The organism is Bradyrhizobium barranii subsp. apii (assembly GCF_011516635.5).
Classification (GTDB): Bacteria; Pseudomonadota; Alphaproteobacteria; order Rhizobiales; family Xanthobacteraceae; genus Bradyrhizobium; species Bradyrhizobium barranii.
The window spans coordinates 3,695,572-3,710,488 of the sequence record NZ_CP096255.1 but is presented as its reverse complement, the minus strand read 5'-3'; the positions used below and the strand labels follow the sequence as shown (position 1 = coordinate 3,710,488).

The following is a 14,917-nucleotide window of genomic DNA, read 5'->3' as shown; positions in this document are numbered from 1 at the left end:
CTTGCGCCGTGCCCACCATTCTTCTTCCAATCACATGAAGACGGTGGGCACGCTTCGCTTTGCCCACCCTACGAGATCAACCTAGCCCTTCGGCGCCTGCTTCTCCGACGCCGTCGCCGGCTTGCCCTTGGCACCGGCACCGCCGGCGACGCGAACCTGGTCGCCGTCGGAAATACCATCCGGCGGGGCAGTGATGACGCGGTCGTCGGGTGCGATGCCCGAGGCGAGTTCAATCTCCTTGCCGAGATCGCGTGCGATGGTCACGGTCTTAAACTGCACCTTGTCGTCGGGACCGACGGTCGCAACACGCAGACCGCTGCCGTTGAAAATCAGGGCGCTGGCGGGAATGCTCAGCGGCGCGGTGTCGCGCTGAAGGTTGAGCTTCACGCTGGCATAGCCGCCGGGCATCAACTCGCCGTTGGAATTGTCGAGCCGAAGCTGCATGCGGGTGGTTCCTGAGGCGACGTCGACGGCCTGCGAAGACGCCTCAACCGTCGCCTGGAATGTCCGGTTCGGGTATTCCGGCATGACCATGGTGGCCTTGGCGCCGATCTTGATCGCAGGCACGTAGTTCTGGGGAACGTTGACGTAAACGCGCAGCTTGGTGATGTCGGAGACCACGAACATCGCCGGGCCGGAGCCGCCGCCTGCATTGATCAACGCGCCGACGTCGGTATCGCGCGCCGTGACCACGCCATCGAACGGCACCGTGATCTTCTTGTAGCCGGCCAGCGCTTCAAGCCGCTCGACATTTGCCTGGCCTGAGTGGACGGCCGCGTTCTTGTTGGAGAGATCGGCGGTGCGCTCGTCGATCTCCTGCGCGGAGACGAAGTTGGAGGCGACCAGCGTCTTGCGCCGGTTGAGCGTTGCTTCCGAGAGCCTGGCACTGGCCTGCTGGCTGGCGAGGTCGGCGCGGGCCTGAAGCAATTGCTGGTCGAGGTCGGGCGCCTCGATCTCGGCGATCACCTGCCCCGCCTTGACGCGCGCGCCCATGTCGACGCTCCAGCTCTTCAGATAGCCGGAGACGCGTGCGAAGATAGGCGCGCGGTAATAGGCTTCGAGCCGACCCGGCAGGTCGATGGTGCCGTTGAGGGATTTTGCGTTCGGCAGGGTCACCGCAACGCTGGGAACGGCCTGATCGTCGGTCCATTCCTTCAGCTTGGAGCCCTGCTCCTCGCGGGCACGAATGCCGGTACCCACGACGAGGCCTGCCGCGATCAGCGCCACCACGCCGAAGATGCCCAGTTTCCGGTGCGACACCGGGGAGCGGGGTTCAGTGGGCGACATGCGGAGTCTCCAATGGGGCGGCGGCTTTGGCGCCTTGTTTCTTGTGTACCATACTGAACACCACGGGAACAAACATCAGGGTGGCGAAAGTTGCAAAGATCAGGCCGCCGATCACGGCGCGGCCAAGCGGCGCATTCTGCTCGCCGCCCTCCCCGAGCCCCAGGGCCATCGGTGCCATGCCGATGATCATGGCGAGCGCGGTCATCAGCACCGGGCGGAACCGGACGAACCCGGCCTCGAGTGCAGCGGCGATGGGGTCACCGAGCTCCTCGTAGCGCTCACGGGCGAAGGAGATCACCAGCACGCTGTTGGCGGTGGCAACGCCCATGCACATGATCGCGCCGGTGAGCGCCGGCACCGACAGCGTCGTCTCGGTCATAAACAGCATCCAGACGATACCGGCGAGCGCGGCCGGCAGCGCCGTGATGATCACGAACGGATCGGACCAGGACTGGAAGTTCACGACGATCAGGAAGTAGATCAGCACGACGGCACCGAGCAGGCCGAACAGAAGACCGGTGAAGGCGCTGTTCATGGTCTGCACCTGGCCGAGCAGCACCACGGAGGAGCCCTTCGGCACGTCCTTGGCGGTGTCGGCGATCACCTGGCGGATGTCGGCGGCGACCGCGCCGAGATCGCGGCCCGAGGTCGTGGCAAAGATCTGCACCAGCGACTGGATGTCGTATTGCGACACCACCGCGCTCGAGGTCGAGCGCTTGATGTCGGCGATGCCGCCGAGGATCGGCGATTGCGAATTGCCGGTCGCCGTAATCGGCAGCGTTTGGAGCGCGCTGAGCGAGTCGATCTGGTATTGCGGCGTCTGCATCACGATCGAGTAGGACACGCCGTTGTCCGGATTGAGGTAGTAGGTCGGCGCCACCTGCGAGGAGCCGGCGAGATTGACCACGAGGCTGTTGGTGACGTCGCGCTCGGTCAGGCCGACATATTGCGCGCGGGTGCGGTCGACGTCGATGTTGAAGGTTGGGTTGTTCGGCGACTGCTGGATGCGCGCATCGGCAACGCCCGGAATCTTGCGGACCTTCGCCAGCAGATTGTTGGCGTAGGCAAAGTTGGCGTTGATGTTGGCGCCGCGGATCTGCAGGTCGATCGGCGCCGGCGCGCCGAAGTTCAGGATCTGGCTGACGATGTCGGCGGGGAGGAACGCGAAGCTGACGCCGGGGAACAGGCGCGGCAGCTGCTCGCGCAGCACGCGCACGTGCTCTTCCGTCGGCTTGTGGCCCTCTTTCAGCTTGATCTGGATGTCGCCGTCCTGCGGGCCGATCACGCCCGTGTTGTTGTAGGTCATGTTGATGCCGGAGATCGGCATGCCGATGTTGTCGGTCAGCGTCTCGATTTCACCGGGGATCAGCTTGCGGATCGCCTTCTGGACGTCGGCGAGCTGGTTCGCCGTCTCCTCCACGCGGGTGCCGACCTGGGTGCGGACATGCATCAGGATATTGCCGGCATCGACCGCCGGGAAGAAGTTGCGCCCGAGGAACGGCACCAGCGCGAAGGACGCGCCGACCACGCAGAGGAAGCCGATCACGAACACCGCGCGGTGCACCAGCGCCAGTCCCAGCAGATTATGGTAGCCGCCGCGGATGCGCTCGAACCGCTTCTCGAAGCCGCGCTGGAACCAAACCAGCGGATTGCGCGACTTCGGCGGCGCGCCCTCGTGATGGACGTGTGCCTGCAGCAGATAGTTCGCCATGGTCGGCACCAGCGTGCGCGACAGGATGAACGACCAGATCATCGCGAACATCACGGCTTCGGCCATCGGCACGAACAGGAAGCGCGCGACGCCGGAGAGGAAGAACATCGGCACGAACACGATGCAGATGCACAGCAACGAGACGAAAGCCGGCGTCACGATCTGGTTGGCGCCGTCGAGGATCGACTGCTCGACCGGCTTGCCCTGCTCCAGATGGTAGTTGATGTTCTCGATGGTGACGGTGGCGTCGTCGACGAGGATGCCGACCGCGAGCGCAAGGCCGCCGAGCGTCATGATGTTGAGCGTCTCGCCGATCGCCGACAGCATGATGATGGCGCCGAGCACCGAGAGCGGGATCGAGACCGCGATGATGACCGTGGAGCGCCAGCTGCCGAGGAACAGCAGGATCATGACGCTGGTCAGCAGCGCCGCGATCACGCCTTCGATCGCGACGCCTTGAATCGCACCGCGGACGAACACCGACTGGTCGCCGATGAAGCCGATCTTCAGCGCGTCCGGCAGCTGGTCCTTGACGTCGATAACCTTCTGCTTGATGCCGGCGATGATATCGAGCGTCGAGGTCGCGCCCGCCTTCAGCACCATCATCAGCACCGAGCGGTTGCCGTCGACGTGGACGATGTTGGTCTGCGGCGGATTGCCGTCACGCACGGTCGCGACGTCGCGCACATAGACCATCGCGCCGTTGACGGTCCTGATCGGCAGATTGCCGAGCTCGTCGATCTTCAGCGGCGAGTTGTTGAGCTGGATGTTGTATTCGAACTGGCCGATCTTCTGGGTGCCGACCGGCGTGATCAGGTTTTGGGCTGCGAGCGCGTTGGCGACGTCCTGGCCCGACAGGCCACGGGCCTGGAGCGCGGTAGGATCGAGGTCGATCTGGATTTGGCGCTGCTTGCCACCGAACGGATACGGGATCGCCGCGCCGGGCACCGTGACCAGCGGGGTGCGCAGATTATTGATGCCGATATCGGCGAGGTTCTGCTCGGTCAGGCCATCGCCCGACAGCGCCACCTGGATGATCGGCACGGTCGAGGCGGAGTAGTTCAGGATCAGGGGCGGCGTTGCGCCCGGCGGCATCTGCTTCAGCAGCGTCTGCGAGATCGCGGTGACCTGCGCGTTGGCGGTGCGGATGTCGACGTTCGGCTGGAAGAAGATCTTGATGATGCCAAAGCCGTTATAGGAGTTAGCTGTAATATGCTCGATGTCGTTGACGGTCGTCGTCAGCGCGCGCTGGAACGGCGTGGTGATGCGGCCGGACATCTGGTCCGGCGGCAGGCCGGTGTACTGCCAGACCACGCCGATCACGGGGATGCGGATGTCCGGGAAGATGTCGGTCGGCGTCCGCAGGGCCGCGAGCGGCCCGATGATCAGGAGCAGAAGCGCGAGCACGACAAACGTGTAGGGTCGGCTCAGGGCAATACGGACCAGAGCAATCATTGGTCAGGCAATTCCAAATCGGGGACAGGGAACACGCCCCACGGGTTCCTAGAGCGTTTTCCGATCACGTTGCGTCGTAACCAGCCGCGACGAGATAATTTTGACATTCCTCGGGTGAGAAGCGTTTGAGAGCGTTGGCGATTGCTTGCCAGAGATCGGGCATGGTGCGGGCTGCGGCGGTCCGCAACAGCGCTTTCAGTTTGGAGAAGGCCATTTCAATCGGGTTGAAGTCTGGACTGTAGGGCGGAAGATAGAGCAGGCTAGCTCCGACCGCCTGGATGGCCTCTCGAACGCCATGGACCTTGTGAGCGGGCAAGTTGTCCATGATAACGGTATCGCCCGGCCGCAGCGATGGGGCGAGCAATTGCTCGACGTAGGCCAGGAAAGCGTCGCCATCCATTGGACCGTCCAGAACAAGCGGCGCGATCAGACCGTCGGAGCGCAATCCAGCGGTGAACGTCGTCGTCTTCCAATGTCCGTGTGGGATAGCTGCACGACATCGCTCGCCGCGTGGCGAGCGCCCGTAACGCCGCGCCATTTTGGTGTTGGCGCTGGTTTCGTCGATGAAGACGAGACGCTCAGGGTCAAGGTCGATTTGCCCTTCGAACCACTCCTCACGTGCGGCATTTATATCGCCGCGCCGTTGCTCGGCGGCGTGCGCTGTCTTTTTTTAAGTGTGATCTTTCTGCGCTGGAAAAAACGCCAGAGCGACGCGATGCCAGTCGATATTCCACGACGTTTCAACAGTTCTCGCAACTCGGCAAGCGTGATATCCGGCCTCGCTGTCACCGCCTCCAGAATCAATTGCGAATGCGCTTCGATGCGCTGCGATTTGCGGTCACCGCCCTGGCGTTTAGGAACGATGTCGCCAACTTTCTTGAGGCGACCGCGCCAGCGGATTGCACTGGCCGCGCTGACACCAAAGCGCTCAGCAGCCTGTCGACAGGACATGCCACCGTCAATCGCGGCTACCACCCTTTGGCGAAGATCAACCGAAAGCGCCCTGGCCATACATGCTGGCCTCCCTCGCCAGCATGCAGCTTGAATCTGACTCGCGCCGTTTTGGGAATCCCCACCCGATTCTTTCCGGTCGGAAAATGCTCTAGGGCTGATTTACCCGAACACCGTGGAAATGGCCAACGACAGCGCCGCCCCGTCCGGTCACTTCCCTGCTATCGCACTGCGAAATCGCATTCCAGATATGCAGCCTGCGGCCGGAACATTACGAAAGCGGCTCACCCCCACGTAAAAAAGCGGCGCCCGCAGGCGCCGCCTTCAGAACTGCGAGCGTGTCCCGGCTTAGGCCGCGCGGACGTTGGTCAGGAACTTGCTGACCTCGGTCTTGAGGCGGCTCGAGTCGTTGGACAGCATCTGCGCTGCCGACAGCACCTGCGAGGAGGCCGTGCCGGTCTCGGTCGCGCCGCGCTGCACGTCGGTGATGTTGGAGGAGACCTGCTGGGTGCCCTGCGCCGCCTGCTGCACGTTGCGGGCGATCTCCTGGGTCGCTGCGCCCTGCTCTTCCACCGCAGCCGCAATCGCCGAGGAGATTTCGGAGAGACGCTCGATGGTCGAGGAGATCTCCTTGATGGCGCCGACCGAGTCGTTGGTCGCCGCCTGGATGCCGGAGATCTGCTGGCCGATCTCGCCGGTCGCCTTGGCGGTCTGCTCGGCGAGCGCCTTCACCTCGGAGGCGACCACCGCGAAGCCGCGGCCGGCTTCACCGGCACGCGCCGCCTCGATGGTGGCGTTCAGCGCCAAGAGGTTGGTCTGGCCCGCGATGGTGTTGATCAGCTCGACGACGTCGCCGATGCGAGAAGCCGCCTTGGACAGCTCGCTGACGCGCTCGGTGGTGGCACGGGCCTGGCCGACGGCGTCGCCCGCCATCCGCGCTGATTCCTGCACCTGACGGCTGATCTCGCCGACCGACGAGGCCATCTCCTCGGTGGCCGAGGCCACCGATTGCACGTTGGTCGAGGCTTCCTCCGAGGCCGCGGCGACCGTAGTCGCCATCCGCTGGGAGCGGTCGGCAGTCGAAGTCAGCGTCGAGGCGGAGGCCTCGAGCTGGGTCGAGGCCGACGACACGGTCTGGACGATCTCGCCGATCATCGTTTCGAAATCGCGGGTGATGCCGTCGACGCGGCGGCCGCGCTCGATCTTGGCTTCGGCATCGGCGGCGGCGGCCTCATCGGCGGCTTTCTTGGCGATTAAGGCTTCCTTGAAGATCTGGAGCACATCGGCCATGGCGCCGATCTCGGTCTTCTCGCCGCGATGCGGGACTTCGGCGGAGAGGTCGCCCTTGCCGAGCGCCTGCATCGGCTGGATGATCGAGTTGATGCCGGCGGAGACGTCCTGGACCAGGTAGAAGCTGACGCCGATGCCGATGATCACGGCGGCGCCGAGGATGATCGAGACCAGCATGAAGGCATAGAAATAGCTGTCGGCGGCATCCTGGGCAGCCTGGTCGCCGCCCTTGGTGTTGAGATCGATGTCCTTCATCAGGACCTCATCCGACGCAAGGCCGATCTTGTTGACCGTCTTGGTGTTCAGCTCCTGGGCGTCATGCGGGACCTTGCCGGCCTCCTTGCGCGACAGCGCCATGACGTCTTCGGTGCCCTTCTTGTAATCGTCCCAGAGCTTGGCCCATTCGTTGTACAGCCGGCGTTCCTCGGGCGAAGTGATCATCGGCTCGTAGGCCTTGCGGGACTTGGCGAGCGCCTCGATGACGGTGCCGGCCGTCTTTTCGTTGGCGAGCTTCTCCTCGAGAGTCTCGGACAGCATGTGCTGGCGAACGACGTTGCGGTAGGTGATGACGCTGGCGCGGAGTTCGCCGAGCACCCGGACGCTGGGCAGCCAGCTCGTGGTGATGTCGGTGGTGTTGGCGTTCATCGACCGCATCTTCGTGACGGCGAGCAGGCCCATGCCGGTCATCGCGACCAGCAGGAACGCCACGACACTGATGATCTTGGCGCGAATGGAAATGGTGGCGAACATAATCGGGTCTCGTTGTGCTGGCGCGGGCGCGCGTCCGGGAGGTCTTAACAATCAACCAAAAGGAGCGACGCCGACATCAGACAACAGAGCGACTGAGCAGATGTTAACTACGACTCCATACGAGTACGGAGCCTGAAAGAAATGAACAGGCAGCTAAGAACGCCCTGCGCTCAGCGCATGAGCCCAAGCGCGTCCGCGAAGAATTCCGGTCCGCCGAAATTTCCGGACTTCAGCGCAAGCAGCATATCGCCTGCTTCAGCGCCGACGGCGCGCAGCACCGGGACGCCCGCAGCGATCTCCGCGCCGACCAGGAAGCCGGGAATCCCGAGGCGATCGACGACGGCGCCGGAGGTCTCGCCGCCAGCCACGACCAGCCGCCGGACGCCTGATTTGACTAGGTTTTCCGCAATGTCGGCCATCGCCTGCTCGATGGCGTGACCGGCTGCATCGCGGCCGTGGCGCGCCTGCAAGGCGGCGACCTGATCCGGTGTCGCGCTCGACGCGATCAGGACCGGACCGTCGGCGAGTCGCGGCTTGGCCCAGGCGATCGCGCGCTGCACTTCGTCCGCTCCCGTAAGAATACGGTCCTGATCGAGATGGAGCACCGCCATGACGCGTTCGGCGTTGGCGATCTGCTGAAGCGTCGCCTGCGAGCAACTTCCGGCGAGGCAGGCCGCCGGTCCGCCGACGGCGGCGTCCGCCCCGCCGCTGCCAGCGGCCGACTTGACCTTGCCCGTCGAGACCAGAGCCCGCGCCAGTCCGAGGCCGATGCCGGAGGCGCCGACCGACAGCCGATGCTGGGCAGCGACGAGGCCGATGGTCTCGAGGTCGCGGTCGAACACGGCATCGATGATCGCGGCACCGATACCCTTGCCTGACAATTCGGCAAGCCGAGCCCGCACGGCCTCCGCGCCCCGGGCGACGGTCGCGAGGTCGACGAGACCCACCTGCGTCTTGCTCTGGCGCGCCAGCACGCGCACCAGGTTGGAATCACGCATCGGGTTGAGCGGATGGTCCTTGAGCGGGCTCTCGTTCAGCGGCACGGCGCCGACGAACAGATTGCCCTGGTAGACCGTGCGACCGGTCTCCGGGAAGGCCGGCGTCACCAGCACGACGGCCTCGCCGCTATCGGCGCGCAGCGCGTCCATCACCGGGCCGATATTGCCCGCATCGGTGGAATCGAAGGTCGAGCAGATCTTGAACAGCACATGGCGCGCCCCGCGACCACGCAACCATTTCTCCGCCGCGCGCGAACGCGACACGGCAAGGCCTGCCTCGATCGAGCGGCTCTTCAGCGACACCACGACGGCGTCGACCTCGGGCAGCGCGAGATCGTCCGCGGGCACGCCGATGGTCTGCACGGTACGCAGGCCCGCGCGCGTCAGCGTATTGGCGAGATCGGAGGCGCCGGTGTAGTCGTCGGCGATGCAACCCAGTGCGAGCGTCACGGCTTCACTCCCGCATAAGGCTTGAACCAGGCGAGGCCATCGGTGGTCTTGCCGCGCGGATTGTATTCGCAGCCGACGAAGCCGGTATAGCCGAGCCGGTCGAGTTCAGTGAACAGGAACGGATAGTTCAGCTCCTCGCCGTCGGGCTCGTTGCGCGAGGGAACGCTGGCGATCTGGATGTGCCCGATGATCGGCATCATCTCACGCAGGCGCATCGTGACGTCGCCGTGGATGATCTGGCAGTGATAGATGTCGAACTGGAGCTTCAGGTTCGCCAGTCTCAGCTCCTGGATCAGGTCGCGCGCGAAACCGAAATCGTTGAGGAAGTAGCCGGGCACATTGCGCGCATTGATCGGCTCGAGCACGATGTCGATGCCGTGCGGAGCGAAGAACTCCGCAGCCCACGCCACCGACTTGTAGAAGGCCTCGATCGCGACGCGCTCGCCGCGGTTGGCAATGCCGGCCATCAAGTGCAGCCGCTTGACACCGGTCGCCTTGGCGTAAGGCAACGCGGTCTCCAGGCTCGCCTTGAGATCGGAGAACCGCGCCGGCAGCGCCGCAAAGCCCTTCTCGCCGGCGTTCCTGTCGCCCGGCGGCAGGTTGAACAGCGCCTGCGTCAAACCGTTGCGCTTGAGCCGCTCGCCAACCACCTCGGCCGGATGCTCGTAGGGAAAGAGGAATTCGACCGCGGTGAAGCCCGCTTGCGCGGCGGCGTCGAAACGGTCGAGGAACGGCACCTCGGTGAACATCATCGAGAGATTGGCGGCGAAACGGGGCATTGGAATCCTCTTGGCTCTACTTGTCGCCGGGAAGTTTTACGCCGGTGACCTGCGCATACATGCGCGCCACCGAGGCGTCGTCATCGCGGCCCATGCCGGCTGCTGACGTCATCAGGAACATCTGGAGAGCGGCGGCCGAGACCGGCACCGGGAAGCGGGCGCTGCGCGCCATGTCCTGGATGATGCCGAGGTCCTTGACGAAGATCTCCACCGCGCTGCGCGGCGTGTAATCGCCGTCGAGCACGTGCGGCATGCGGTTCTCGAACATCCAGGAATTGCCGGCGGAGGCCGTGATCACCTCATAGACCTTGCGGATGTCGAGGCCCTGCTTGGCGGCGAACGCCATCGCTTCGCTGGCGGCGGCGATGTGCACGCCGGCGAGCAGCTGGTTGATCATCTTGAAGGCCGCGCCCTGCCCTGCGGCATCGCCGAGCTCGTAGAGTTTTGCCGCCATGGCATCGAGCGCCGGCCGTGCCTTTGCAAAGGCGGCGGGACTGCCGGAGGCAAGGATCGTCAGCTCACCTTGGGCCGCGCGCTGCGCGCCGCCGGAGATCGGCGCATCCAGATAGTGACGGCCGGTCGCCTCCAACTGCTTTGCGAGGCGACGGGCCACATCCGGGTCCATGGTGGCGGAGGACAGGAAGACGCTGTCCTTCGGCAGGGTCTCGGCGGCGCCATCCTTGCCGAACAGGATGGTCTCGGTCTGCGCGGCATTGACGACGACGCTGACGACGATGTCGGCGCCCTTGGCCGCTTCCGCCGGCGTGCTGACGCCTGTGCCGCCGTCCTTCACGAAACGCGCCACGGCGTCAGCCGAGACGTCGCAGCCGGTCACCGCATGACCGGCGCGCTTCAGCGAGGTCGCCATGCCGAACCCCATCGAGCCGAGCCCGATGACCACGATACGCTGATTTTGTGACGTGGAGGCGGACATGCAACTGACCCTTGCGAACGTTTCCTGGACGGCCGCCCTTTGCGGCGGCTCACTGATCCGAATAACACGGCTTGGCCGCGCTGCCAAAGCGTGAGACAAGCGGGCATGACGGCCATGAGCAACGAGACCCGGCTGCGCGAGGATATCTGCCGCTTCGGACGGTCCTTGTTCGAGCGCGGGCTGACGCCGGGCTCTTCCGGCAATATCAGCGTCAAGATGCACGACGGGGGTTGGCTCGTCACCCCCACCAACGCCTCGCTCGGCTTCCTCGACCCGGCGCGACTGTCGCGGCTGGACGCACGGGGCCGCCTCCTCTCGGGCGATGCGCCGACCAAGGAAGTTCCGCTGCACACCGCGCTCTACGACACGCGCGAAAGCGCGCGGGCGATCGTGCATCTGCACTCCACCCATTCGGTCGCGCTTTCGATGCTACCCGAGATCGACCCACGCGCCGCGCTGCCGCCGATGACGGCTTATTATCTGATGAAATGCGGCGCCACTGCGCTTGTGCCCTATTACCGCCCCGGCGATCCCGCGGTTGCGGATGCGATCAAGGGACTGGCGGGCAAATATTCATCCGTGCTGCTCGCCAATCACGGCCCGGTGGTCGCTGGCGACACGCTGGAGGCCGCGGTATTCGCGACGGAGGAGCTGGAGGAGACGGCGAAGCTGTACCTGCTGCTGCGCGGGATGAACCCGCGGTATTTGTCGCCGGAGCAGGTGAAGGATCTGGTGAAGGTGTTCGGGGTGACGCTGCCCGGGCACGAGCATTAGCGCCACCGTCTCGTGACGAGCGCGATGGCGCGGCCTCACTCACCGCTGTCATTCCCCGCGAAGGCGGGGAATCCAGTACGCCGCGGCTTCTCCGTAGCCAACTAATGTCTCTGGAATACTGGATCGCCCGCCTTCGCGGGCGATGACACCGATCGTGTAGTAACTAAAGCCCCAGATACGCCTTCCGTACGTCCGGGTTCCCCCTGATCTCCTCTGCCGGGCCCTGCATCAGCACGCGGCCGGTTTGCAGGATGTAGGCGCGGTCGGCGATCTCCAGGCACTCGGCCATGCGCTGCTCGACGATCAGCACGGTCATGCCGGCGTCGCGGATGCGCAGCACCGCCTGGAAGATTTCGTCGACCAGCTTCGGCATGATGCCCTGCGAGGGCTCGTCCAGCATCAGCAGCCGCGGGCGCGTCATCAACGCGCGGCCGATGGCAAGCATCTGCTGCTCGCCGCCGGACAGCGTCTCGGCGCGTTGCTCCAAACGTTCCTGGAGACGCGGGAACAGCGTGAACACGAGATTGAGCGGCCCCTCGCGGTCGGCGTCACCGCGGTACAGATAGCTGCCGAGGCGCAGATTGTCGCGCACCGACAGGCGCGGGAACAGGCGGCGGTTCTCCGGCACATAGGCGATGCCGGTGGCGGTGATGTGATGCTGCGCCATGCCGTCGAGGCGCTTGCCGTCGAACGTCACCGTGCCCGAGCGCGGGCGCTCGGCGCCGGTGATGGATTTGAGCAGCGTCGACTTGCCCGCGCCATTGGCGCCGGCGACGCAGACGATCTCACCCTTCTGGACCTCGATCGAGACCGCAGAGATCGCGACCAGGCCCTGATAGGCGGTCGTGACTTCATGCACCGACAGCATGACGATCTCCCAGATATGCGCTGATCACCTTGGGATCGCGGACGACGTCGGAAGGCTTACCCTCGACCAGCACCTTGCCGAGGTCGAGCACGATGGCGCGGTCGACCAGCGGCATCACGATCTCCATGACATGCTCGACCATCAAAACGGTGATGCCGGCATCGCGGACCTTGCGCACCAGCGCGACGCCGGTCTGCGCCTCGGTCGGCGTCAGGCCGGTGAGGACTTCGTCCAGCAGCAGCAGCTTTGGTTCGGTCGCCAGCGCACGGGCGACTTCGAGGCGGCGTTTCTCGGCCGGCACGAGGTCGCTCGCGAGCACGTCGGCGCGCGCGGCAAGGCCGGTGAATTCGAGCACCTCATGCGCCTTGCGGCGTGCCTCGCGCATCACGGTGTTGCGGACGAGAGCACCGACGATGACGTTGTCGATAACAGTCATGGTCTCAAAGCTCTTGACCACCTGGAAGGTGCGCCCGACGCCACGCTGGCAGCGCTCGGCCGCCGGCATGTTGGTGACATCCTCGCCGTCGAACCAGATCGACCCTTGCGTCGGCGGCAGGACGCCGGCGATGAGATTGAACAGCGTCGACTTGCCGGCACCGTTCGGCCCGATCAGACCGACGATCTCGCCGCGGCCGACCGAGATCGAGACATCGCTGTTGGCGACCAGGCCGCCGAACCGCTGCCAGACGCCGCGGGTCTCAAGGAGCGCAGTCATCGCGTGGCTCCTCTTGCTTTCGAACGGGAGAACAGGCTCACCAAGCCGCGCGGCAGGGCCAGCGAGATCGCGACGATCAGGGCGCCGTAGACGATGAGGTCAACGCCACGGCCTGAGCCGCCGATATAAGAGCGCGTCAGCTCCGTCATCGGGATCAGGATGGCAGCCCCAAGCACAGGCCCCCAGAGGGTGCCGATGCCGCCGAGCACGGCCGGCAGCGCCATCAGCAGCGAGAACTGGAAGCCCATCACGCTTTCAGGGTCGATATAGGCGAGAAACTGCGCATAGAAGGCACCGCCGATGGCGACGAGGAAGGCGGAGACCGCGGCCGCGCCCATCTTGGAGTTGAACACGACGACGCCGAGGCTCTCGGCCGCTTCCGGATTGTCCTTCACCGCGCGCCACCAGAAGCCCCATTTGGAGTCCTCCAGCCACCAGGTGACGAACCAGGCGAGGCCGCACAGCACCAGCGCGAAATAGAAGTACGGCAGCTTGCTGCGCATGAACTGGAATTTCAGCCAGCTGTCGCCGCGCACGGGAACGGTGATTCCCATCGCAGCCCCCGCCCATTCCCAGTTCTGGAACAAGAGCAGTCCGATCTCGGCGATGACGATGGTCGCGATCACGAAGTAATGGCCGCGCAGGCGGAAGAAGGGATAGCCGAGCCCCATTGCGATGATCGCCGCAATCACGCCGCCGGCGAGCATGCCGAACCAGGGCAGCACGCCGAACTTGGTGAACAGCAGCTCGGTGGTGTAGGCGCCGATGCCGAAATAGAGCGCGTGCCCCAGCGAGATCTGCCCGCAATAGCCGGACAGGATGTTCCAGCTCTGCGACAGCGCCGCATACATCAGGGTCAGGATCAGGATGTTCTGGACGTAAACATCCTTGATCAACAGCGGAGCCAGCGCTGCGAGCCCGGCCAGCACTGCGGCGATGATGAGGTCGCGGCGGCGCCGCGCTGCAAAAGCCTTGTCCATCACATCGACCCGAACAGGCCGCGCGGCCGGATGAAGACGACGAGGAGATAGACGGCATAGATGCCGACGGACTTCAGCGATGGCGGCAACACCAGCGCGGTCACCGCTTCGACCAGGCCGACAATGATGCCGCCGGCGAAGGCGCCGAACACGCTGCCGAAGCCGCCGAGCGCCACGGTGACGTAGGCGATCAGCGCGAACGACGCGCCGACATCGGGATAGATGTAGAAGAACACCGCCATGATCGCACCGGCGAGACCGACCAGCGCGGCGCCGAGGCCCCAGCCGAACGCGAACACGCGGTTCTTGTCGATGCCGACGAGCGCGACGGCGCCGGGATCCTCGCGGGTGGCTTCCAGCGCGCGGCCGAAGTCGGTGCGGTGGATGAAGAGGTAGAGCCCGGCGAAGGCCGCGATCGAGACCAGCGCACCGATGAGCTGCGGCTCGGGCAGGAAGATGCCGGCGACCGAGATGGTTTTACCGCCGAGCCAGGACTGTGGAATGCTGCGATAGTCCGGCGTGAAGAAGTACTGCGCGAGGCCGCGCATCACGATCGCAAGGCCGAAAGTCGTGAAGATCTGCACCATGCCGGCATTGGCCTTGGCCCGCATGGCGAAGCGTACAAGGAGTAGATAGACCACCGCTCCGAACACGAACATCGCCGCTGCGACCAATGGGGCCGACAGCAGGGGATCGATCGCGAAGAACGCGAACAGAAAGAAGGACAGGTACATCGCGAGCATCAGGAATTCGCCATGGGCGAAGTTCGTGACGTCCATCAGGCCGAAGATCAGCGCGAGGCCGACCGCGATCAGTCCGTAGAGCAGGCCCATCAGAAGGCCGCTCGCGAGACTCTGGATAATGGCTTGAGCTGTCAAAAGTCGTCCCCCGAAATAGATCCTCATCCTGAGGAGCGCGCACCAGCGCGCGTCTCGAAGGATGGCCCAGCCCTCGTCCTTCGAGACGCGGGCTACG

At 64.9% G+C, this 14,917-nt stretch carries 12 protein-coding genes; 1 reads left to right on the top strand and 11 read right to left on the bottom strand.

Going from position 1 to position 14,917, the window contains the following annotated elements; all coding sequences use genetic code 11:
* Window positions 1-81 precede the first annotated feature (81 nt).
* From HAP41_RS17620 to ltnD, 7 genes are all read right to left on the bottom strand, one after another.
* Entirely contained in the window at window positions 82-1,287 is a 1,206-nt protein-coding gene (locus tag HAP41_RS17620) for an efflux RND transporter periplasmic adaptor subunit (RefSeq protein WP_063984692.1), read from the bottom strand.
* Window positions 1,274-4,453 carry an efflux RND transporter permease subunit gene (locus tag HAP41_RS17615; RefSeq protein ID WP_166099055.1) on the bottom strand — a complete coding sequence of 1,060 codons (3,180 nt, stop codon included), beginning with the start codon at window positions 4,451-4,453 and terminating at the stop codon, window positions 1,274-1,276. The genes HAP41_RS17620 and HAP41_RS17615 overlap by 14 nt, the downstream gene beginning before the upstream one ends.
* 64 nt (window positions 4,454-4,517) lie before the next feature.
* Window positions 4,518-5,464 (bottom strand): IS630 family transposase gene (locus tag HAP41_RS17610; protein WP_166063836.1). Its coding sequence is split into 2 segments (ribosomal slippage): window positions 4,518-5,125 and window positions 5,125-5,464, totalling 948 coding nucleotides; the frame shifts between segments, so codons are not numbered across the junction.
* Window positions 5,465-5,752: 288 nt separating this feature from the next.
* Window positions 5,753-7,444 carry a methyl-accepting chemotaxis protein gene (locus tag HAP41_RS17605; protein WP_063984694.1) on the bottom strand — a complete coding sequence of 564 codons (1,692 nt, stop codon included), beginning with the start codon at window positions 7,442-7,444 and terminating at the stop codon, window positions 5,753-5,755.
* A gap of 170 nt (window positions 7,445-7,614) precedes the next feature.
* Entirely contained in the window at window positions 7,615-8,892 is a 1,278-nt protein-coding gene (otnK, locus tag HAP41_RS17600; protein WP_166099058.1) for a 3-oxo-tetronate kinase, read from the bottom strand.
* Window positions 8,889-9,671, bottom strand: coding sequence for a 2-oxo-tetronate isomerase (gene otnI, locus HAP41_RS17595; RefSeq protein WP_166099061.1), 783 nt, complete (start codon window positions 9,669-9,671; stop codon window positions 8,889-8,891). The genes otnK and otnI overlap by 4 nt, the downstream gene beginning before the upstream one ends.
* A gap of 16 nt (window positions 9,672-9,687) precedes the next feature.
* On the bottom strand, window positions 9,688-10,605 hold the full coding sequence (gene ltnD, locus HAP41_RS17590; RefSeq protein ID WP_166099066.1) for an L-threonate dehydrogenase: 918 nt from the start codon (window positions 10,603-10,605) through the stop codon (window positions 9,688-9,690).
* Window positions 10,606-10,710: 105 nt separating this feature from the next.
* Here ltnD and otnC point away from each other — a divergent pair, with 105 nt between their 5' ends.
* On the top strand, window positions 10,711-11,379 hold the full coding sequence (otnC, locus tag HAP41_RS17585; protein WP_166099069.1) for a 3-oxo-tetronate 4-phosphate decarboxylase: 669 nt from the start codon (window positions 10,711-10,713) through the stop codon (window positions 11,377-11,379).
* Between the two features lie 163 nt (window positions 11,380-11,542).
* Here otnC and HAP41_RS17580 read toward each other — a convergent pair whose 3' ends face one another.
* Genes HAP41_RS17580 through HAP41_RS17565 form a run of 4 tightly spaced genes read right to left on the bottom strand, consistent with a single transcriptional unit; the run spans window position 11,543 to window position 14,775 of the window.
* A complete protein-coding gene (locus tag HAP41_RS17580; protein WP_166099072.1) occupies window positions 11,543-12,247 on the bottom strand; it encodes an ABC transporter ATP-binding protein in 705 nt (234 codons plus the stop codon).
* The gene (locus tag HAP41_RS17575) at window positions 12,231-12,962 is read right to left on the bottom strand and encodes an ABC transporter ATP-binding protein (protein WP_028146884.1); all 732 of its coding nucleotides are present in this window, start codon (window positions 12,960-12,962) and stop codon (window positions 12,231-12,233) included. The genes HAP41_RS17580 and HAP41_RS17575 overlap by 17 nt, the downstream gene beginning before the upstream one ends.
* Complete coding sequence (locus tag HAP41_RS17570) at window positions 12,959-13,942, bottom strand: branched-chain amino acid ABC transporter permease (RefSeq protein WP_166099077.1); 984 nt, start codon at window positions 13,940-13,942, stop codon at window positions 12,959-12,961. The genes HAP41_RS17575 and HAP41_RS17570 overlap by 4 nt, the downstream gene beginning before the upstream one ends.
* Complete coding sequence (locus tag HAP41_RS17565) at window positions 13,942-14,775, bottom strand: branched-chain amino acid ABC transporter permease (protein WP_231145228.1); 834 nt, start codon at window positions 14,773-14,775, stop codon at window positions 13,942-13,944. Before HAP41_RS17565 ends, HAP41_RS17570 begins: the two co-directional genes overlap by 1 nt.
* Between the last annotated feature and the right edge of the window lie 142 nt (window positions 14,776-14,917).

What these genes read in the sequence shown, in the direction of transcription:
- HAP41_RS17620 (WP_063984692.1), bottom strand. Translation starts at nt 1,287, where the DNA reads ATGTCGCCCACTGAACCCCGCTCCCCGGTGTCGCACCGGAAACTGGGC.
- HAP41_RS17615 (WP_166099055.1), bottom strand. Translation starts at nt 4,453, where the DNA reads ATGATTGCTCTGGTCCGTATTGCCCTGAGCCGACCCTACACGTTTGTC.
- HAP41_RS17605 (WP_063984694.1), bottom strand. Translation starts at nt 7,444, where the DNA reads ATGTTCGCCACCATTTCCATTCGCGCCAAGATCATCAGTGTCGTGGCG.
- otnI (WP_166099061.1), bottom strand. Translation starts at nt 9,671, where the DNA reads ATGCCCCGTTTCGCCGCCAATCTCTCGATGATGTTCACCGAGGTGCCG.
- ltnD (WP_166099066.1), bottom strand. Translation starts at nt 10,605, where the DNA reads ATGTCCGCCTCCACGTCACAAAATCAGCGTATCGTGGTCATCGGGCTC.
- otnC (WP_166099069.1), top strand. Translation starts at nt 10,711, where the DNA reads ATGACGGCCATGAGCAACGAGACCCGGCTGCGCGAGGATATCTGCCGC.
- HAP41_RS17580 (WP_166099072.1), bottom strand. Translation starts at nt 12,247, where the DNA reads ATGCTGTCGGTGCATGAAGTCACGACCGCCTATCAGGGCCTGGTCGCG.
- HAP41_RS17575 (WP_028146884.1), bottom strand. Translation starts at nt 12,962, where the DNA reads ATGACTGCGCTCCTTGAGACCCGCGGCGTCTGGCAGCGGTTCGGCGGC.
- HAP41_RS17570 (WP_166099077.1), bottom strand. Translation starts at nt 13,942, where the DNA reads ATGGACAAGGCTTTTGCAGCGCGGCGCCGCCGCGACCTCATCATCGCC.
- HAP41_RS17565 (WP_231145228.1), bottom strand. Translation starts at nt 14,775, where the DNA reads ATGGGCCTGCTCTACGGACTGATCGCGGTCGGCCTCGCGCTGATCTTC.